The sequence below is a fragment of the Tsukamurella pseudospumae genome (assembly GCF_001575205.1).
GTDB lineage: Bacteria > Actinomycetota > Actinomycetes > Mycobacteriales > Mycobacteriaceae > Tsukamurella > Tsukamurella pseudospumae.
This window is the reverse complement of sequence record NZ_LSRE01000002.1, coordinates 116,313-134,257: the sequence shown is the minus strand read 5'-3', so window position 1 is coordinate 134,257 and position 17,945 is coordinate 116,313. Positions and strand designations below refer to the sequence as shown.

The following is a 17,945-nucleotide window of genomic DNA, read 5'->3' as shown; positions in this document are numbered from 1 at the left end:
GCTAGGCCAGGTCGTCCTGGCGCATCAGCTGCCGCGCCGCCTCGGTGACCGAGCCGGAGAGCGACGGGTACACGGAGAAGGTCTGGGCCACGTCGTCGACCGTCAGGCCGTTCTGCACCGCCACGGTGAGCGGCAGGATCAGCTCGGAAGCATTGGGCGCCACCACGACTCCGCCGATCACCAGGCCGGTGTTGGGGCGGCAGAAGACCTTGACGAAGCCGCGCTTGAGCCCGGACATCTTGGCCCGCGGGTTCGTCGCGAGCGGCAGCATGACGGTACGCGCCTGGTAGGTACCGTCGTCGATCGCAGCCTGAGAGACGCCGACGGTGGCGATCTCGGGGCGCGTGAAGATCGCCGACGAGACGGTCTTGAGCTTCACGGGCGAGACACCCTCGCCCAGCGCGTGGTACATCGCGACGCGACCCTGCATCGCGGCGACCGAGGCGAGCGGCAGCACGCCGGTGCAGTCGCCAGCGGCGTAGATGCCGGGCACCTTCGTCCGCGAGACGCGGTCGACGGGGATGTAGCCGCCCTTGTTGAGCTCGATGCCCACGTCCTCGAGGCCGATGTCGGCGGTGTTGGGGATGGATCCGACCGTCATCAGGCAGTGCGAGCCCTCCACCGTGCGACCGTCGGTGAGCCGGACGATCACGCCGCCGTCCGTGCGCTCGACCTTCTCCGCGTAGGCCCGCTTGACCAGCGAGACACCGCGGTCGACCAGCGCGTCCTCCAGCACGAGCGCGGCGTCCTCGTCCTCGTTCGGGAGCACGCGGTCGCGGGAGCTCACGAGCGTCACCTTGATGCCGAGCTCGGTGTAGGCGTGCACGAACTCGGCTCCGGTGACGCCGGAGCCCACGACCACGAGATGGGTGGGCAGCTCCTCCAGGTCGTAGAGCTGGCGCCAGGTGAGGATCTTCTCCCCATCCGGCTTCGCCGACTCCATCACCCGCGGCGAGGCCCCGGTGGCGACGAGCACGACGTCGGCCTCGAGGGTCTGCTCGCCGCCGGTCGGCGTGACGACGTTCACGACGTGCTGCGCCATGCCCGGGTTGGTCGGCGCCAGCGAGGCGCTGCCGCGGATGATCCGCACGCCCTCGCCGATGAGCCGGGCCCGGATGTCGGCGGACTGCGCCGTCGCCAGCTCCTTGACGCGCGTGTTGATCCGCTCGACGTCGATCTCGACGCGCTCGAACTGCAGCTCGATCCCCAGGTCGACGGCGCGCCGGGTCTCGGTGCGGATGCCCGTCGAGGCGATGAAGGTCTTCGACGGGACGCAGTCGTACAGCACGCACGCGCCGCCGATGCCGTCCGATTCGACGACCGTGACATCGCCCCCGTGCGCCACCGCCACGAGTGCCGCCTCGTACCCCGCCGGACCGCCGCCGATGATCACGATGTTCGTCATGCCCGCAACGCTATCGTCTTCACGCGCCGTCGTGTCGGGCACCGTCGCCAGAGCCTCACGCGCGGACGGAGGCGGTAAAGTCCAGGTGTGCCGATCTACGCCGCCTACGGCTCCAACATGCACCCCGACCAGATGGCCGAGCGCGCCCCGCACTCGCCGATGGCTGGTACGGGGTGGCTGCGGGGCTGGCGCCTGACCTTCTCCGGCGAGGACATCGGCTGGGAGGGCGCCCTCGCGACCGTCTCCGAGGACCGCTCCGATCCCGACGCCAAGGTCTTCGTCGTGCTCTACGACGTGACCACCGACGACGAGCTGTCCCTGGACCGCTGGGAGGGTTCCGAGCTGGGCATCCACGTCAAGCTCAAGGCCCGCGTCGACCTCATCGACGGGGGCTCCACCCTGGCCTGGCTCTACGTCGTCGACGCCTTCGAGGGCGGCCTGCCCTCCGCCCGCTACCTCGGCGTGATGGCCGACGCCGCCTACATCGCCGGCGCCCCCGAGGACTACGTCCTCGACATCCGCACCCGCGAGTCCCGCAACGTCGGCCCCGGCCCGGGCGCCGCCGCCGACGGCGCGGAGTAGTCCCCGCTCAGACCGCGTCCGGACCGCAGGTCGACGGTGCCGGCTCGATCGCCGACGCTAGGCGCCGCAGGGCCCGGGCCAGCCCGGGACGCAGGCCCCGTCGCGGCAGGTCGACGGTGCGCCGCCCTGCCGATCGCTCGTGGATGTCCGCCAGCCGCGCGTAGACTGCAGCAGTCGGAGGATCCGCCGTCAGGTTCCAGTGCTCTCTGTATTCGCTCATACGAGAAGCACACACGAACCGGCGGTGCGGTTCCAATGAATTAGGTGGCGCCTACATGTTGACCTACCTGCTCGACGTCGGCGACCTCGCCGACGCCCGATTCGTGGTGTCGCCGTTGAACGAAACGGCGCTGAGCCTGTTCCACCTGAACCACGTCCACGGAACCGCACAGCACCTCACCGCCTGGCGGCGCGAGGCCGACGCCTGCAGTGATCGGTACGATCGCGAGCTGGTCGACGCGCTCGTCTCGCCGTCCGGCAAGCAGATCCCCGATTTCCTCACTCCGATCACCGCTCCCAGTGCGGGCCGGCCGTCGTTCGAGGTACACCTCGCCGACCTCGCCGCCACCACACCGGAGGCCGCGCACGCCGAGCTGGCCGAGCTCACCGAGGACGGGCCGCCGTCGCCCGCGCTCGCGCGGCTCCTCGCCCTCGACGACCCCGCACCGGTCATCGCCGAGGCCCTGGCCGCCTACTACGACGCGGCCATCGCCCCCGTCTGGCCCGCCGTGCATCGGATCCTGGAATCCGATGTGACGCACCGCGGCCGGGAGTTGGCCATCGGCGGTCCGGCCCGCCTGTTCGAGTCGCTCAGCCCGCGCGTGGAGTGGACCCGCACCGGGGAACTCAGCGTGGACCTCGCCTGCACGAAGAGCTCGGGCCGGTTCTCCTCCGGCGGACGCGGACTGATCCTCATGCCCAGCGTCTTCATCAGCCGGGTGACCATCGCGCACGACCCCCGCCGAACCGCGCCGCACATCGGCTACCCGGCGCGCGGGTCGGCGACTCTCGCGGAGTCCTCGCCTCCGGTCGCCGACGATGCGCTCCGCAGGCTCATCGGCACCGCCAAGGCCGACCTCCTCGCGGCCCTCGGCGAACCCGCCGCCGTCGTCGATCTGGCTCGGGCACTGGGAGTCTCACCGTCGGCGATCTCCCAGAGCCTGAAGGTCTTGGGCGCCAACGGCATCGTCGAGAGCTCTCGCTACGGTCGACGAGTCCTCTACCGCCGCACCGCCCTCGGCGATGCCCTGCTCCACAGCCGGGCTCGCATGTGAACATCGCTGCACCAGGATGCGATCAGATGGAGAGCACCGCGACCCAGGAGATCATCATCAGTATGAGCATGACCACGAAGCTGACGGCGACGTAGGTGTACACCGCCACCGCCGGCCCCTGCCCGGGACGCTCCTGGGGTACGACGCCGATTCGTCCGGATGTGAATCGCGTGAACGGCGGAGCGTAGTAGACGTCGACCAGTTGTCCGGGGGCGACATTCACGACCGTCGCGACAGGTGTGCTACTTCCGAGGTAGTTCTCCACGACGTCGATCCGATGCGCGCCCGGCGGGACGGGGAGCAGCGTCGGGCCGATCGCGGTGAACACACGCCGACCGTCAAGGAGGACGTCGGGCGCCACCATGCTCGTCGTCGCCCAGGAGCCCTGACGGATCAAGCGAATCGCGCAGTTCATGCTCACAGCATCACCGGACGCTCTGAACGCGCGGTTACCGCTCACTTGTCCCCATCGCCGCTCACTCGATCACCGCGCGAGCAGCGACACCAACCCCCACAGGGCCACAGCGATCACCGGGACACCGAGGAAAGCCGCTGCCAGTACGTACGACACGGTGGCTCCGGTCCGATCCGGGCGCTCCTGCCCACCGAAGCCGAGACGCCCGCGCCTGCCGCTCCACCGCGACGGCGCGTACTCGACGTCGACCAGCCGGCCGGGTGCCACGGCGACCAGCAGCGAGACGAATCCACCGTTGACGAGCGTGCCCTCCCGCACGTCGAGCCGGTGCGAACCGGGGGCAACCGGGAGCACCGTCGAGCCGAAGGACGTGACCACGGGGCGGCCGTCGAGCAGCACGACCGGACGGATCATGCTCGCCGTCAGCCACGAGCCCCGGCGGTTCAGGCGGATCGCTGCGGTCATGTCCCCAGCATCGCCGCCGACGCTGAACGCCCGGTAGGCCCGGGCTTGGCCGAGTCAGTCGACGGAGCCGAAGACCACGTTCGTGAGGACCTTCACGCCCATCTCCAGGGCGCGCTCGTCGAGGACGAAATCCGGTTGGTGCAGGTCGTACTGGCGTCCCTCGCCGGACCACACACCGAGCCGCGCCATGGCGCCGGGCGACTCCTCGAGGTACCAGGAGAAGTCCTCGCCGCCGCCGGACTGCGGGGTGTCGACGACCCCGTCGGGCGAGACGGCCCGCGCGGCCGCGGCGAGGCGGGTGGCGGCCAGGTGGTCGTTGATCACCGGCGGCACGCCGCGGGTGTAGTTGACCTCGTGCTTGATCCGCAGCGGCGCGAGCAGCTCGCCGATGATCTCGCGGACCAGCGGTTCCAGCGACTCCCAGATCTGGTGCTCACCCGTGCGCACGGTGCCGTGCAGCGCGCCGATCTGCGGGATCGCGTTGGGAGCGGACCCGGCGTTCGCGGCGCCCCACACCATGATGGTGCCGGAGCGCGGGTCGATACGGCGCGACAGCACACCCGGCAGGCCGGTGATGACGGTGCCGAGGCCGTAGATCAGATCGCTGGTCAGGTGCGGGCGCGAGGTGTGTCCGCCGGGCGAGTGCAGGATGACCTCGATGTGGTCGGCGGCCGAGGTGATCGCGCCGGACCGGACACCGATCCTGCCCACCTCGATCCGAGGGTCGCAGTGCAGCGCGTAGATCCGGGAGACGCCGGCCATGACCTCGTCGCGGACCGCAGACAGCGCGCCCCCGGGCATGACCTCCTCGGCGGGCTGGAAGATCAGCCGCACGCCGACGGGCAGGCCGGGGCCGGCGTCGAGCTCGGCCAGCGCGAGTGCGGCGCCGAGCAGGATCGTGGTGTGCGCGTCGTGCCCGCACGCGTGCGAGACGCCGGGGTTGGTCGACTGGAAGTCCAGGCCGGTGGCCTCATGGATGGGCAGCGCGTCCATGTCCGCGCGCAGCGCGACCCGCGGCCCCGTCGACGGCCCCAGATCGCACACCAGCCCGGTGGTGGACAGGCGCTTCGGGTGCAGGCCGGCCGCGGTGAGGGTCTCGAAGACCGCGTTCGTGGTGCGCTTCTCCCGCCAGGAGAGCTCGGGGTGCGCGTGCAGGTCACGACGGAACTCACGCAGCCAACCGCCCTTGCGCTGCAACCACTCGTCGACGTGTGCCTCCGCCGTACTGCCGCTCACCGTCCGCCTCCATCACTGCCACCGCCGTGCGCGGCCCGGGTCACCAGCCGCGCACGTTCGTCCTCGTCCTCTGCGACCGCCGCGAACGCGGCGGCCAGGGCCAGCGCACCGTCGCGCACGGCCCGATCGGCGGATTCGGAGGCAGCAGCGGCCGTGAACTCCGGCTGATGGGTCACGGCCCCGTCGGTCTCCAGGCCGATCAGCGGATGGATCGACGGTACAGCGTGGCTCACATTGCCCATGTCGGTACTCCCCAGCGGCACGAGTCGCTCGTACTCCGGGGCCACCGGCGACCGACCGATCGCGACGGCCGCCGCGCGGTACGCGGCCGCGAGCGCGTCGTCGCTCCGGAGCTCGGTGTACGCGGGCGAGACCTCGCCGACGGTGTGGGTGCAGCCCGTCGCGAGCGCGCCCGCCGCGAAGCAGTCCTCGGCATGCGCGGCCAGCCGGCCCAGCGATTCCGCGTCGTCGGCGCGCAGGTAGTAGAGCAGCTCCGCCGCGGCCGGCACGACGTTCGGCGCCGTCCCGCCCTCGCTGACGATGCCGTGCAGCTGCTGGCCGGGTTCGAGGTGCTGCCGGAGCAGGCCGAGAGACACCTGTGCGACGGTCGCCGCGTCGCCGGCGTTGCGGCCGGCCCACGGGGCAGCGGAGGCGTGCGCCTCCCGCCCGGTGAACCGGATCGCGAGGTCGGCCAGGGCCAGCGTGCGGGTGCGCACCACGTCGAAGGGCGCGGGATGCACCATCCCCGCGCAGGCGACACCGTCGAACGCGCCGCGCTGGAGCATGAGGACCTTGCCGCCCCCGGACTCCTCCGCGGGCGTGCCGTACACCTCGACGGTGAGCCCCAGGTCGTCCGCGACGGAGGCGAGGGCGATGCCCGCGCCGAGCCCCGCCGCGGCGATGATGTTGTGCCCGCAGGCGTGCCCGATGCCGGGCAGCGCGTCGTACTCGGCGAACACCGCGACCCGCAGCGGCCCGGTCCCGGACCGTCCGACGAACGCCGTGTCGAGGTCGGCGATGCCGCGCTCGACGGCGAAGCCCTGACCCGCAAGTGCGTCGGCGAGCAGCGCCGAGGCGAAGTGCTCCTCGAACGCGAGCTCGGGCCGGGCGTGCACCTCGTGGCTGATCGAGATCAGGTCACTGTGCACGCGGTCGACGGTGCCGGTGAGCGCCTCCAGGACGGAGGTGACGCGCCCGGTCACGGTCAGCCGAACTTGACTTCGGTGGTCGCGACGGCGAGGTCCGCGATGAGCGGCGCGTGCAGGTCGTTCTTGATCTTGTTCAGCGTCGGGCCGTCGGCGGCCGCATTGGCGGCGGCACGGGCGGTCGCGGCGGGCAGCAGCTCCGCCTCGGGGGTCGCGGCCTGCACGATGCCCGCGGCCACGGCATCGCCGCCGCCGTAGCGGCGTCCGGTCGTCATGGCCTCGATCGCGGTCTGGTACGGCAGGCGCGAGCGCAGCAGCGTCGCCATGCCCTGCGTGAAGCCCATCTTCAGACTCACCTCGGGCAGGCAGAAGAACCCGCGGTCGTCGCGCATGACCGCGAAGTCGCAGGAGAGCGCGAGCATGGCGCCGGCGCCGAAGGCGTGGCCGTTCACGGCCGCGACGGTCGTCATCGGGAAGGTCAGCAGCCGGCTGAAGACCGTGTGCACGCGGTCCAGGTACGCGGGCAGCTCGCCGACGTTCGCGAGGATGTACATCACGTCGAGCCCGTTGGAGAAGAACTTGCCGGTGGCGGTCACCACCAGCGCCGCCGGCGCGCCGGCGGCCTGCGCCTCGACCTCGTCGAGCCGTGCGTGCACGGCATCGACCCAGTCCGGGGTGAAGCGGTTCTCGGGGTTGGACTCCGAGAGCTCGACCCCCTCGTCCCCGAGGTAGAGCGTGAAGACGTCGTCGGTCCGCGTGACGTAAGGCATGGCGATCACGATAGCGGCTAGCATCGACAGGCATGGCGCCACGTGACCTCGGCATCGACGATCCGTCCGCAGCGGCCCGGGAGGCCGCCGATCGACTCATCACGGCGACCGGGGGTGAACGCTTCGACGTCGCCGTCGTCCTGGGCTCGGGCTGGGCCCCTGCCGCGGACGCGCTCGCGACCCGCGGGACGCAGGTCGGCTCCGTCCCGATGGCGGAGCTGCCCCACTTCGCGCCGCCCAGCGCGGCCGGCCACAAGGGCACGGCGATCGCGCTCGTGGTCGGCGGCAAGCGCGTCCTGGTCCTGCTCGGCCGCACCCACGCGTACGAGGGCCACGACCTCTCGCGGGTGGTGCATCCGGTCCGCACCGCCTGCGCGGCGGGCGCGTCGACGGTGATCCTCACCAACGCCGCGGGCGGCCTGCGGGAGGGCATGTCGGTCGGCGAGCCCGTCCTGATCTCCGACCACCTCAACCTGACGGCGCGGTCCCCGCTGGTCGGCGCGCAGTTCGTCAACCTCGTGGACGCCTACTCCCCCGCACTGCGCGGCCTCGCGACGAAGGTCGACCCGTCGCTGAACGAGGGCGTCTACGCCGGCCTTCCCGGCCCGCACTACGAGACCCCCGCGGAGATCCGCATGCTGCGTACTCTCGGCGCCGATCTGGTGGGCATGTCGACGGTGCACGAGACCATCGCCGCCCGCGCGGAGGACGCCGCGGTGCTGGGCATCTCGCTGGTGACCAACCTGGCCGCGGGCATCACCGGCGAGCCGCTCAACCACGAGGAGGTCCTCGAGGCGGGGCGCGAGGCGGCCGCGCGCATGGGCGGCCTCCTCGCCGATGTGATCGAGGCGATGTAGGTGGGCGCCGAACTGGCGGAGCAGGTCCTCGCCTGGATCGACGCCGACCCCGACCCCGTCACCCGCGCCGAGCTCGACGCCCTCGACGCCGATGCGCTGGCGGAGCGGTTCGCCGCCCCGCTCTCGTTCGGGACCGCGGGGCTGCGCGGACCGGTGCGCGGCGGACCGTCGGGCATGAACGTCGCGGTGGTGACCCGCACGACGTGGGCGCTCGGCGAGTGGCTGAAGGCGAAGTGCCTCGGCGGGGGCACCGTCGTCGTGGGGCGCGACGCGCGGCGCGGCTCCGAGGCCTTCTTCGCCGCGGCGACCGAGGTGCTCGCGGCGCAGGGCTTCGCTGTGGTCGCCCTGCCCGAGCCGGGACCGACACCCTGGGTGTCGTTCGCCACGAAGGCGCTCGGCGCCGTCGCCGGCGTGCAGATCACCGCCTCGCACAATCCGCCCGCCGACAACGGCTACAAGGTCTACCTCGACGGCGGGGCGCAACTGGTCTCCCCCGCCGACGCGGAGATCGAGGAGCTCATTCGCACGGCACCCGGCGCGAAGACGATTCCCCGCACGCCGGCCCCCGTCGACCCGCGGGCCGACGAGGTCGTCGACGCGTACCTGCGCCGAGTGTCCGCACTGCGCCCGGCCCCGGCCACGTCGCTCCGGATCGCCCTGACGCCGATGCACGGCGTCGGCGGGAAGGTCGCGGTGGAGGCACTGCGGCGCAGCGGTTTCCAGGATGTTCACGTGGTCGAGGAGCAGTTCGCCCCGGACGGCGAGTTCCCGACGGTGACCTTCCCCAATCCGGAGGAGCCCGGCGCTTCGGACCTGTTGCTCGCGCTCGCGGAGCGGGTCGACGCCGACCTCGCGGTCGCGCTCGATCCGGACGCGGACCGGTGCGCGCTCGGCGCGCGGTTCCCCGACGGCTGGCGGATGCTCAGCGGCGACGAGTCGGGCTCGCTGCTGGGCGCGCACATGCTCGACGAGCCGCTCGCCGGCGCACCGTCGTCCGAGCCCCTCGTGGCGACGACGATCGTCAGCTCCGAGCTGCTCGGCGCGATCGCCGAGGCGCACGGCGCGCGGTACGCGCGGACCCTGACCGGCTTCAAGAACCTCGTCCGCGCCGGGGACGGACTGGTCTTCGCCTACGAGGAGGCGCTCGGCCTGTGCGTCGATCCGTCGACGGTGCGCGACAAGGACGGTATCTCCGCTGCGGTCGTCGCGGCGGGATACGCCGCGGCACTCAAGGCGCAGGGACGCGGCCTGCCCGACGCCCTCGACGACCTCTACCGCCGGCACGGCGTGTACCTCACGGGCCAGTACGCGCTCCGGGTCGAGGACGTCTCGCGGATCGCGGCGATCATGGCCGCGCTGCGCGCCGATCCGCCCGTTGAAGTTGCAAACATCGTCGTGGGCTGTGAGGATCTCCTGACGGCTCGTCCCGCGACGGACGCGCTAGTGTTCCGCGGCGACGGCGTCCGGGTCACCGTGCGTCCCTCCGGAACCGAGCCGAAGGCGAAGTTCTACCTGGAGGTGATCGAGCCCGTGACGGACCCGAACGATACGAGCGCCGCATGCGAGCGCGCCCGGCAGCGACTCGCGACGGTGACGGACACCGTCCAGGAGTGGGCGGCCTTCGGGTGAGCCGCCCCGCACGCCCGGCCGATCCCGCTCGCGGCCGGGTGATCGTCGTGTCCGTGGTCGTGGGCGTGCTCATCGTGATCGCTGCGGCGGCCGGGGCGACCGCCTATGTCAGCGGCCAGCGACAGCCCGCCGAGTCGGTCGCCGGCCCCGCGTCCGCGGCGGCACCGTCGACCTCGGGGACCTCGGGGACCTCGGTGGAGCAGTCCGGTGCGCCGACGGCGGCACCGTCGATCCCGGGGACCGACGCTCTGGGCTTCCTCGGGACCACGGCGCGCTGCGCCGACGGCGACCGGCCGAAGATGATGGTGCTCACCGCCACCTCGCAGGCGGTCGTGTGCGACCACGCGGGAGCGTTGTACTACGCGGGCTGGCGCACCGACACGGGCTCCGGCACCAGGATCGACGGCGTCCTGCCCGCCGGCCCCGGCTGGGTGGCGCGCGCTCCCGACGCGACGATCAACATCACCCCGGCGGGCCTGGTGATCAGCGCTGCGAACGGCGAATTCACCGAACCCGCAACGGGATTCTGGGCGGCACCCTGACCGGTCAGGTCCAGCGCGGACCGAACTGACGATCCCCGGCGTCGCCGAGGCCCGGGACGATGTAGGCGCTCTCGTTCAGACCACGGTCGACGGTGGCCGTCACCAGCCGGACGGGGTGACCGCACTCCTCCAGCGCCCGCACACCTTCTGGAGCGGCGACGACGCACACCGCGGTGACATCGGTGGCGCCGCGCTGCGCGAGCAGGCCGAGCGTCTCGACCATCGATCCGCCGGTCGCGAGCATCGGATCGAGGACGAACACCGGGCGGTCCGTGAGATCTGCGGGCAGCGACTCGAAGTAGGGCTCGGGAACGTGCGTCTCCTCGTTGCGGCCCATGCCGACGAAGCCCACCTGTGACTCGGGCAGCATCGCGTGCGCCTGATCGACCATGCCCAGACCGGCCCGCAACACGGGCACCAGCAGCGGCGGAGCTGCGAGGGCGGCACCGTCGGTCACCTCGAGCGGGGTGGTCACCGGCGTGGAGGCGACGGGCGCTCCGCGCATGGCCTCGTAGACCAGCATCTGGGTGAGCTCCTTCAGCGCGGCGCGGAAGGACGCGTTGTCGGTGGAGACGGCGCGGAGGGCGGTGAGCCGGACGGCGGCCAGGGGGTGGTCGACCACGGTGATCTGCATGCGGCAAGCGTATCGGGAACCGAGCGGGCCCCTGAGCCGTCCAATGATTGAGGGGGTATTGCGATGGAACCGTTCGAGATGACTGTGGGCTCGGTGACGGCGGCCGGCGGCGAACTGGGTGCGCTGGCCACTGCGGTGTCCGCCACGGCGGGGGCCGGGGCGGCATCGGCAGCGGCGCTGACGCCGGTGTTCGGCGTGGTCGGGGGTGACTATCTGGCGGAGCTGCTGGGCGCGATCGGGTCGACCGACGCGGAGTTGGTACGGCTGGCAGCGTTCTACACCTCGGCGTCGGCGGGGGCGGCCCGCACGGCCGCGTCGGCGGTCGCGGTGGAGGCGGGCGGCGCGAGCTCTCTCCTCGGGTTGCTGGGCGGCGCGTCGTGAGCGGCATCGTCACGGCGCTGGCGGCGCCGCTGCGCGCGCTGCTCGACGCGTTCGGCACCGGCGACCTGAACGCCTCGGGAATCGACGCCGCGATCAAGGCCGTCGAGGCGGAACTGGCGCGGGTCGGCGCGCAGACCACGGCGACGCGGGTCACCGTCGGGAACGCGTGGACGGGCGAGGACGCGACGTCCGCGCAGCGCACGATCGGCGACGGCGGCAGCGTCGCGAACGCCCTGTCGCAGCACACGGGCGCGCTCCGGCAGTCCGTGACGGTCGCGGCGGAGGCGGTGCGCACGGGGCACACCGAGCTCAAGGCCATCCTGGACTCCTTCGTGAGCAAGGCCGAGGCCGCGAATCCCACGTTGCTCAATCCCACCGGGTTGATCGCCGTCCTCACGCTCGCCGCCGACCACCTGCAGCAGGCGCTCGACGTCCTGCGCCGAGTCCGCGGCGAGCTCGACGGCGAGTCCGGCACCGTCACCGCTCTGGCGTCCGCGACGCCGACGGCGCCCGGCACCGTCGACGGTGGTGCGGCCACGACGCCCGCCTCGACCTCGGCGTCGACGGCGCCGGCCAGCGCCTCCCCGTCGGGCAGCGGCGGCGGGACGGGCTCCGGGACGAGCTCCGGCGGCGGGTCCGGATCCTCCCCCTTCAGCGGACTCGCCTCCGCGCTCACGGGCGCTGGTTCGGGATCGGGATCGGGATCGGGCAAGGGGAAGGGCACGGGCGGGACCACTCGGGCGCAGACGGTGAGCGCCTCCCGCCGGTCCGGCAGGGCGACGGTGACCGCCGACGGCAAGGGCGGGTACGACGTGCGCCTACCGGACGGCACCGTGGTCAAGGCGCCCAATGCCAAGGCCGCGGCGGCGGTGCAGGCGGCGCTCACTCAGTTGGGCGTGCCCTACCAATGGGGAGGGACGACGCCGGGCGTGGGCCTGGACTGCAGCGGGTTCACCCAGTGGGCGTACCGACAGGCCGGGATCGAGTTGCCGCGGCTCGCGGACCAACAGGGCATCGGCGCGGCGGTGAGCGCCTCGGACGTGCGCCCCGGCGACCTCGCCGTGTGGAGCGGCCACGTCGCGATGGTCATCGGCGACGGCCGGATGATCGAGGCTGACTGTTCCGATAGGTTCAGTCTCACCGGACGGTTCTGAACCCATACGTCCGTTTCGCGGAGACCGTCCGTGTATGGTTCCGCTCACGCGCGGGGGGCGCTTGTGGTCCTCGTCGCACCCATCCCGAGAAACGAGGACTCATGACCCAGCCGCCCGTCCCGCCGCAGCAGCCCTACCCCGGACAGCAGCCGCCGTACCCGCCCCAGCAGCCGCCGAAGAAGCGGAAGAAGTGGCCCTGGGTGCTCCTCGGCATCTTCATCCTCATCGTCGCCCTCGCCGGAGGCTGCATGGCGATGATCGGCGGAGCCGCCAAGTCCATCAGCGACGAGTCGAACAAGACGGTCGATGTCACCTACAAGGTCACCGGCCCCGCCACCGGTGCCCTCATCACCTACACGATCAACGACAACATCACCCAGGACACCGGCGTCAAGCTGCCCTGGGAGAAGCAGACCCAGGTCACCGGCTTCGTCAAGACCGTCACCCTGTCCGCCACCAACGGCATGTACGACAACGGCAAGATCACCTGCCAGGTCATCGTCGGCGGCAAGGTCATCATCGAGAACACCGCCAGCGGCACGGGTGCATCCGCATCCTGCTCCGGCAGCGTCGACACCAAGAAGTAGCGCGCGCCAGACCACTGCGGCCCCGCCCTCCACTCGGAGGTGCGGGGCCGCGGCCGTCTGGAGCTACTTCGGCCAGTACCGCCAGTCGACACGGAGGCGGTCCGGCTCCCCCGCCACCTTCGACGTGACGTCGATGCGGCGCACCAGCACGTCGATCACCTCACGACGAGCGTCCATCGACGCCGCCTCCCACCAGCTCGCGATCTGCATCACCGACGGCTCCGGGACATCCGTCAGAACCTCGCGGGCTCGAACCCGGCCCGATGCGGCTTCCAGGTTCTCCGCGAGCGTCTGCGACGCCGCGACGAACGCGACCTCGTCGACCTCCAAGTCGCCGAAGCTCTTGCCGAGCGCCCGCTGCCGCGACTCGTATTGCGCGATGAGTTTCCGGTCGGCGTCCATCCCGGACACGGCGATCGCGGTGGCGAGATCCTCTCGGAGCCGCGGGTCGACGATCCGGGCGAGGACGCGGCGGGTCACCTCCGCGTCGGCAGTGTCGAGGACGATCGAGCGGCGGTTGCACCACTCGCCGCCCGTCGACCGGCACTGATAGACGGCGGGCCGGGCGCCCTTCTGCTGCGGCGAGGTGCCGTACATGGGGCCACCGCACTCGCAGCGCAGGATCCCGCCGGCCAGCAGCGGCCGGGTCTTCGGGTCCTTCGGGGCGATGAACTTCTGCCGCTCGGGGTCGGCGAAGATGCCGCGGATCTTCTGCCACACGTCGTCGTCGAGGATCGGTTCGTTGTCGGCGTCGACGAGCTTGCCGGCCTTGTCGCGTTTGCCGACGATGCGGGGGTTGAGCAGGGCCTGTTTGATGGTGCTGCGCCGCCAGGGCTTGCCGGACACGGTCTGGATGCCGCGGTCGTTGAGGTCGTCGATGAGTGGGAGAACGGGTTCTCCGCGGGCGATCCAGTCGGCCATGTAGCGGAGGTGGCCGGCTTCGTCGTCGATGATGGTGCCGTCGCGGTTCCAGCCGTATGGTCTCACGCCGAGTATTCTACCCTCGGGAACTAGTCCTTGGGTTCGTGGTGCTGTGGCGGCGCGGCGGCGCGGATCGCCGCAACGATCCGGGCGTCCTTCTCCGGCGCCGGCGGGGCACCACGTCCGCGGCCGGCCACCGCGAGGGCGCACCAGCCGCGGACTCGGACGAGGCCATAGCGAACGAGGCTCATACCTATTGGACGCACCAGCCCTGCGATCGGTTCCCGCCCGGCTTGTCGCCGCTCAGTCGTACCGTCGCGGGCATGGCATGGGTCGAGGTGGGGCCGGAGCGGTGCGAGGCGTGCGGTTCGCGGTTCGGGCCGCGCCGGATGCTGGTGGGGTGCCGCAGGTGCAGCACATACGTCCGGTGCCCGCACGCGCGGCACTCGTAGCTACTACGTGGTGATCACGGCGGGCGGCGGTGGTGAGTCGATGGTTCAGAAGTCCCAGGTCACCCGAGCTCCGGCTATCCGTGCCCGAACCACTCCTGCAGGTCCGGTGGCACCTCGGGCAGCGGGTGGTTCGCGTCCAATCGGCGGACGACGTCGATCACCTGCCGCGTGAACCCGAGCAGCACGAAGAACCGGTTGTTCGCGACGGTGATCCGCCGCTCTAGCTCGTCGAGGCGCCGTTCCTGGGCCTCGGCGCGCCGATCCTGGGCCTCGGCGCGCTCGTCCGCCTTCCGCTTGTCCTCCTCGTAGTCCTTCGCGAGCTCGTTGTACCGGCGCTCCAGCCGTTCAATCTCGGCGTTGGTCACCCGCTCCGACGGCAGCTCCGCGGCCCGTGCGCGCCGCTCCGCCGCCTTCGCCTGCCGACGCCGCGCGAGCGCGCCCCAGATGCCCGGCACCTGTGCCATCCCCGAGCGGAGAAGCACCGCCAAGCTGCCGCCGCCCGCGGTCAGCGACAAGAAGACAATCGCGATCCACCACGGAGTTCCCTCCGGTACCTCACTGTTTGCCAGCATGGGGAGCCTCCCGCGCGTCGCGGTCGTTGAGCGCCTGCTGGAAGTAGCCCGCGGCCATGCCGAACTGAGCGAGCGCGAAGATGCTGGTGATGATCGGCCCGCGGATGCCGTCGAGCCAGGGCACGCCGGCGACCGCCGCCCACTGGCCCCCGGCGAGCGTGGCCTCCACGCAGCCCGCGAGGAACAGGCCGAGGATCGCGGGCACCGGCCACCGCATGTTCAGGCCAACGAACGCGACGATGCCCGCGACGAGGCAGCCCACGCCCCACACGCTGAGCGGAAACAGCTCCTCGACGAGCGACAGGGACGCCGCGTTCTCGGCCCCCGGTGTCACGTAGTCGTAGCCGCGGCCGATCGGCTCCAGCGGTACCAGGCCGATCACGATGTACCGCGCGGCCGGCGGGAGCAGCGGCACCCACGAGCCGCGCCGGATCACCGGGGGCCGCCCGCGTGGCGCCCGTAGGCGGGGGTGGTGTCGGTGTTCGCGGCCGCGGTCCCGCCGCCGAGGAGGATCGGGACGACGGCGGTGACGAGCGCCCACTGCTCGTCGGTGGCGAGGCCCACGATCACCAGGAGCACGCCGAGCGCGGCGAGAACCGGGTACAGCCAGCGGCGGAGACCGTCGGTGGTGTTGATCGTGGCGAGGCTCGCGTCGGTGACGGCGACGACGAGCGCGACGACGGCGGTGACGAGCTGCGCAGTGTGCGTGGTGAACGCGGCGGAGCCGAGGAGGACCGCGGCGAGCGCGGGCGCGGCTGCGTGGATGAACGCGCGCAGGTCGCCCCACGTGCGGATGTTCAGGGCGTTCACTTCGAACCTCCCTCGATGGTGCGCTTCATCTGGGCGAGGCCGTCGCGGACGGTGAGCTCCTTGCCGTCGGGGGTCTTCCCCATCGAGGAGCCTTCGCCCCAGGAGGGGAGCTTCGGGCCGAACTGGTCCCGAAGCCAGCGGATGCCGTCGAGTAGTTCACGCTGTTCAGCGTCGGTGAGCGCCATGAGGAAACCTCCGTCGTTGGGTGGGAGTAGTCGGTCGCCGAGCGCGCGGCACCTGTTCCACCGCGCGCGCCGGTCGTTGATGCCGTTCAGGCCGCCGTTGATCGCGCGGGTCACGCCGTCGAGGTCGCCGCGGTCGCACATCGCGTTGATGTTCGGGCGGGCGACGGTCCAGTACCAGGACGCCGCGAGGAACCCGAGCCGCGGGTCGGAGCGCACCAGCTCGGGCCGTTCGACGAGCAGAGTCGGCGACGCGATGTGCCCGTGGTCGTAGGCCCACCGCGAGAACAGGGTGAAGTTGTGGCGCCCGGTCAGCTGGATCGGGCCTGAGCCCTTGAACCGGCGGCCGTCACCCGGCTGGGTGTTCCCGAGGTCGGCGCGGCCCTCGTACTGCGAGCCGTCGGCGATCTCCTCCATGTAGACCAGGCCGGCGGACTCGTGGCCGATCTGCGCGGCGAACATCGCGGCGCGATTCACGTTCGTGATCTCGGCGGCCTCCATCGCTACGACGTAGCCGGGCAGCATTTCGGCGGCTCGCGCCAGGCTGCAGCCCATCGCCTGCGCCAAGGTCGCGGCGTCGATCCCCGTAGGTGGCTCCGGCGCGGGCGGCGTGTCACCGGGGTAGATCGCAGCCGCGAGCTTGTCCTTCCAGTCCTGCTTGCCCTCCGGCCCGCCGTAGGCGCGCGGCCAGAACGAGACGTGGCAGTGCGGCGCGACGCCGCCGTTCGTCGCCTGGTTCGGGTTCACGTAGCCGATGCGCTGGCCGGCGGCCACCGTGGCGCCGACGCCGACCTGGCGCACGATGTGCCCGTACTCGAAGCACCCCGAGCCCTGCTCGTCCGTGGAGTCGATGACGAGCCAGCCCGCGGGGTCCGGGCCGCCGTAGCCCTGCGCCGCACCGGCCTTGATGACGGTGCCCGCCTGTACCGCGTACACCGCGCGCCCGGCCGAGCCGCCCGGCCATCCGAAGTCGATCCCCGTGTGGAAGCCGCCGTCGCGCGGCCCGAACGGCGACGTCACCATGCAGCCGCGGTCGAGCGGCCAGTACCGAGTTGTCACAGGACACCACTCCCATACGCGCTGTCGAAGAACATGTCCCGTGCCATCTGCTGGACGTAGGTGTAGGTCGTGCCGGGGAAGTTCCGCGCCCCGTACGCGGTGTGCACCTTCGGATAGCCGGTGGCCTCCGCGAGGCTGGTGGCCGCGATCTGCGGGAGCTGCGGCAGCACCTTCGCCAGGTCGCCGCGAGCGAAGAACCGGGCCCAGAACGGCGCGTTCTGCCACGCTCCGCCCTTGACCTTCTCCAGCGTCTCGGTGGCCCAGGTGTGTACGCCCTGCGGCCCGGCGATCGAGAACCACTCCGAGACGTCGGCGAAGTCCCGCACGAGCGAGCCGGGCGAGCAGTCGGTGATGACGTCGCCCGGGATGCTGTACCAGCGGGCACGCCCGACGCGGTGCTGGCCGCCGACGCCGAACCCGCGGAACTCGTGCTGATCAGGCTGCGCCCGGTACCCGGGATCGCCAACCTGCCCGGTGCGATTCGCGCCTGCGGGTCGCAGCGGGTCACTGAGCAGGTACCCGCACGGCACGTACGGCGACTCGTCCGTCGCGATGTTCGCGGACGCCGCGCCCTGGCTGTAGCCCGCGACGAACGGGATCAGCCCGCGGCGGCGCACCAGCTCGATCGCCGCGTGCGCCCGCTGCACACCGTCGGCGCGCGACTCCCCGTACGAATTCGGGTTCGCGTACTGAGCGAGGTAGCGGGGCGTCCAGTGCTCGAACCGGCCCGGCGCGAGCCGGTCGAGCTCGTCGGCGACACCACGCATCATCCCGAGCGGTTTCCGCGCGTCGGCGGGGAACGGCTCGTTGGTGCCGACCAGCCAGATCGCAGCGTGGGTAGCGGCCACCGGGATCACCTCATCGAGTGAGAAG

At 71.8% G+C, this 17,945-nt stretch carries 23 protein-coding genes; 8 read left to right on the top strand and 15 right to left on the bottom strand.

All coding sequences use genetic code 11. From position 1 onward, the window contains the following. Position 1 precedes the first annotated feature (1 nt). Entirely contained in the window at positions 2–1,405 is a 1,404-nt protein-coding gene (locus tag AXK61_RS02855; protein WP_068570835.1) for an NAD(P)H-quinone dehydrogenase, read from the bottom strand. Between the two features lie 87 nt (positions 1,406–1,492). Here AXK61_RS02855 and AXK61_RS02850 point away from each other — a divergent pair, with 87 nt between their 5' ends. Beyond that, positions 1,493–1,987: a gamma-glutamylcyclotransferase gene (locus AXK61_RS02850; protein WP_068570833.1), complete on the top strand. Its 495-nt coding sequence runs from the start codon at positions 1,493–1,495 to the stop codon at positions 1,985–1,987. Between the two features lie 7 nt (positions 1,988–1,994). Here the strand turns inward: AXK61_RS02850 and AXK61_RS24755 are convergent, their stop codons facing one another. After that, positions 1,995–2,207, bottom strand: a complete 213-nt coding sequence (locus AXK61_RS24755; RefSeq protein WP_139057843.1) for a hypothetical protein — start codon at positions 2,205–2,207, stop codon at positions 1,995–1,997. Between the two features lie 55 nt (positions 2,208–2,262). On the opposite strand from AXK61_RS24755, the gene AXK61_RS02845 reads away from it, so the two are divergent. Further along, positions 2,263–3,261 (top strand): ArsR/SmtB family transcription factor, encoded by a 999-nt coding sequence (locus AXK61_RS02845; protein WP_068570831.1) that lies wholly within the window; start codon positions 2,263–2,265, stop codon positions 3,259–3,261. Between the two features lie 22 nt (positions 3,262–3,283). Here AXK61_RS02845 and AXK61_RS02840 read toward each other — a convergent pair whose 3' ends face one another. From AXK61_RS02840 to AXK61_RS02820, 5 genes are all read right to left on the bottom strand, one after another. Then, positions 3,284–3,676 (bottom strand): DUF4397 domain-containing protein, encoded by a 393-nt coding sequence (locus AXK61_RS02840; protein WP_139057842.1) that lies wholly within the window; start codon positions 3,674–3,676, stop codon positions 3,284–3,286. A 69-nt stretch (positions 3,677–3,745) separates the two neighbouring features. Continuing rightward, complete coding sequence (locus tag AXK61_RS02835; protein ID WP_068570827.1) at positions 3,746–4,141, bottom strand: hypothetical protein; 396 nt, start codon at positions 4,139–4,141, stop codon at positions 3,746–3,748. Positions 4,142–4,195: 54 nt separating this feature from the next. Next, positions 4,196–5,377 carry an amidohydrolase gene (locus tag AXK61_RS02830; RefSeq protein ID WP_082777920.1) on the bottom strand — a complete coding sequence of 394 codons (1,182 nt, stop codon included), beginning with the start codon at positions 5,375–5,377 and terminating at the stop codon, positions 4,196–4,198. Beyond that, the gene (locus tag AXK61_RS02825) at positions 5,374–6,579 is read right to left on the bottom strand and encodes an amidohydrolase (RefSeq protein ID WP_414929978.1); all 1,206 of its coding nucleotides are present in this window, start codon (positions 6,577–6,579) and stop codon (positions 5,374–5,376) included. Before AXK61_RS02825 ends, AXK61_RS02830 begins: the two co-directional genes overlap by 4 nt. Positions 6,580–6,581: 2 nt before the next feature. Then, the gene (locus AXK61_RS02820) at positions 6,582–7,292 is read right to left on the bottom strand and encodes an enoyl-CoA hydratase/isomerase family protein (protein WP_068570856.1); all 711 of its coding nucleotides are present in this window, start codon (positions 7,290–7,292) and stop codon (positions 6,582–6,584) included. A gap of 53 nt (positions 7,293–7,345) precedes the next feature. Between AXK61_RS02820 and AXK61_RS02815 the strand changes: the two genes are divergently transcribed. From AXK61_RS02815 to AXK61_RS02805, 3 genes are read left to right on the top strand one after another with little or no spacing between them, the layout of a single operon-like run. Next, on the top strand, positions 7,346–8,149 hold the full coding sequence (locus AXK61_RS02815) for a purine-nucleoside phosphorylase (protein ID WP_068570858.1): 804 nt from the start codon (positions 7,346–7,348) through the stop codon (positions 8,147–8,149). Beyond that, complete coding sequence (locus AXK61_RS02810) at positions 8,150–9,778, top strand: phospho-sugar mutase (RefSeq protein WP_068570825.1); 1,629 nt, start codon at positions 8,150–8,152, stop codon at positions 9,776–9,778. Further along, on the top strand, positions 9,775–10,320 hold the full coding sequence (locus AXK61_RS02805) for a hypothetical protein (RefSeq protein WP_156485539.1): 546 nt from the start codon (positions 9,775–9,777) through the stop codon (positions 10,318–10,320). The genes AXK61_RS02810 and AXK61_RS02805 overlap by 4 nt, the downstream gene beginning before the upstream one ends. Before the next feature lie 4 nt (positions 10,321–10,324). On the opposite strand, the gene upp is transcribed toward AXK61_RS02805, so the two are convergent. Continuing rightward, complete coding sequence (upp, locus tag AXK61_RS02800) at positions 10,325–10,954, bottom strand: uracil phosphoribosyltransferase (protein ID WP_068570821.1); 630 nt, start codon at positions 10,952–10,954, stop codon at positions 10,325–10,327. A 63-nt stretch (positions 10,955–11,017) separates the two neighbouring features. Between upp and AXK61_RS02795 the strand changes: the two genes are divergently transcribed. The 3 genes from AXK61_RS02795 to AXK61_RS02785 all read left to right on the top strand — a co-directional run bounded on the left by AXK61_RS02795 (position 11,018) and on the right by AXK61_RS02785 (position 13,076). Next, complete coding sequence (locus tag AXK61_RS02795) at positions 11,018–11,335, top strand: hypothetical protein (RefSeq protein ID WP_068570819.1); 318 nt, start codon at positions 11,018–11,020, stop codon at positions 11,333–11,335. Further along, positions 11,332–12,489, top strand: a complete 1,158-nt coding sequence (locus tag AXK61_RS02790) for a C40 family peptidase (RefSeq protein ID WP_082789185.1) — start codon at positions 11,332–11,334, stop codon at positions 12,487–12,489. Before AXK61_RS02795 ends, AXK61_RS02790 begins: the two co-directional genes overlap by 4 nt. Before the next feature lie 101 nt (positions 12,490–12,590). Then, entirely contained in the window at positions 12,591–13,076 is a 486-nt protein-coding gene (locus AXK61_RS02785) for an MmpS family transport accessory protein (protein WP_068743710.1), read from the top strand. A 63-nt stretch (positions 13,077–13,139) separates the two neighbouring features. On the opposite strand, the gene AXK61_RS02780 is transcribed toward AXK61_RS02785, so the two are convergent. The 7 genes from AXK61_RS02780 to AXK61_RS02755 form a co-directional block, all read right to left on the bottom strand. Next, a complete protein-coding gene (locus tag AXK61_RS02780; RefSeq protein WP_068743709.1) occupies positions 13,140–14,063 on the bottom strand; it encodes a recombinase family protein in 924 nt (307 codons plus the stop codon). Positions 14,064–14,086: 23 nt separating this feature from the next. Further along, positions 14,087–14,248 (bottom strand): hypothetical protein, encoded by a 162-nt coding sequence (locus tag AXK61_RS24750; RefSeq protein ID WP_156485538.1) that lies wholly within the window; start codon positions 14,246–14,248, stop codon positions 14,087–14,089. A gap of 275 nt (positions 14,249–14,523) precedes the next feature. Further along, the gene (locus tag AXK61_RS02775; protein ID WP_156485537.1) at positions 14,524–14,913 is read right to left on the bottom strand and encodes a hypothetical protein; all 390 of its coding nucleotides are present in this window, start codon (positions 14,911–14,913) and stop codon (positions 14,524–14,526) included. 91 nt (positions 14,914–15,004) lie between these two features. Beyond that, complete coding sequence (locus tag AXK61_RS02770) at positions 15,005–15,457, bottom strand: hypothetical protein (protein ID WP_068743706.1); 453 nt, start codon at positions 15,455–15,457, stop codon at positions 15,005–15,007. Then, a complete protein-coding gene (locus tag AXK61_RS02765; protein WP_068743705.1) occupies positions 15,454–15,831 on the bottom strand; it encodes a phage holin in 378 nt (125 codons plus the stop codon). The genes AXK61_RS02770 and AXK61_RS02765 overlap by 4 nt, the downstream gene beginning before the upstream one ends. Beyond that, the gene (locus tag AXK61_RS25610; RefSeq protein ID WP_231855407.1) at positions 15,828–17,072 is read right to left on the bottom strand and encodes a peptidoglycan DD-metalloendopeptidase family protein; all 1,245 of its coding nucleotides are present in this window, start codon (positions 17,070–17,072) and stop codon (positions 15,828–15,830) included. Before AXK61_RS25610 ends, AXK61_RS02765 begins: the two co-directional genes overlap by 4 nt. After that, positions 17,069–17,920, bottom strand: a complete 852-nt coding sequence (locus AXK61_RS02755) for a hypothetical protein (protein ID WP_156485536.1) — start codon at positions 17,918–17,920, stop codon at positions 17,069–17,071. Before AXK61_RS02755 ends, AXK61_RS25610 begins: the two co-directional genes overlap by 4 nt. Positions 17,921–17,945: the final 25 nt, after the last annotated feature.

Coding starts and splice junctions, on each gene's coding strand:
- AXK61_RS02855 (WP_068570835.1), bottom strand. CDS start 1,405: ATGACGAACATCGTGATCATCGGCGGCGGTCCGGCGGGGTACGAGGCG.
- upp (WP_068570821.1), bottom strand. CDS start 10,954: ATGCAGATCACCGTGGTCGACCACCCCCTGGCCGCCGTCCGGCTCACC.
- AXK61_RS02820 (WP_068570856.1), bottom strand. CDS start 7,292: ATGCCTTACGTCACGCGGACCGACGACGTCTTCACGCTCTACCTCGGG.
- AXK61_RS02795 (WP_068570819.1), top strand. CDS start 11,018: ATGGAACCGTTCGAGATGACTGTGGGCTCGGTGACGGCGGCCGGCGGC.
- AXK61_RS02840 (WP_139057842.1), bottom strand. CDS start 3,676: ATGAACTGCGCGATTCGCTTGATCCGTCAGGGCTCCTGGGCGACGACG.
- AXK61_RS02775 (WP_156485537.1), bottom strand. CDS start 14,913: ATGGCACAGGTGCCGGGCATCTGGGGCGCGCTCGCGCGGCGTCGGCAG.
- AXK61_RS24755 (WP_139057843.1), bottom strand. CDS start 2,207: ATGAGCGAATACAGAGAGCACTGGAACCTGACGGCGGATCCTCCGACT.
- AXK61_RS02785 (WP_068743710.1), top strand. CDS start 12,591: ATGACCCAGCCGCCCGTCCCGCCGCAGCAGCCCTACCCCGGACAGCAG.
- AXK61_RS02835 (WP_068570827.1), bottom strand. CDS start 4,141: ATGACCGCAGCGATCCGCCTGAACCGCCGGGGCTCGTGGCTGACGGCG.
- AXK61_RS24750 (WP_156485538.1), bottom strand. CDS start 14,248: ATGAGCCTCGTTCGCTATGGCCTCGTCCGAGTCCGCGGCTGGTGCGCC.
- AXK61_RS02845 (WP_068570831.1), top strand. CDS start 2,263: ATGTTGACCTACCTGCTCGACGTCGGCGACCTCGCCGACGCCCGATTC.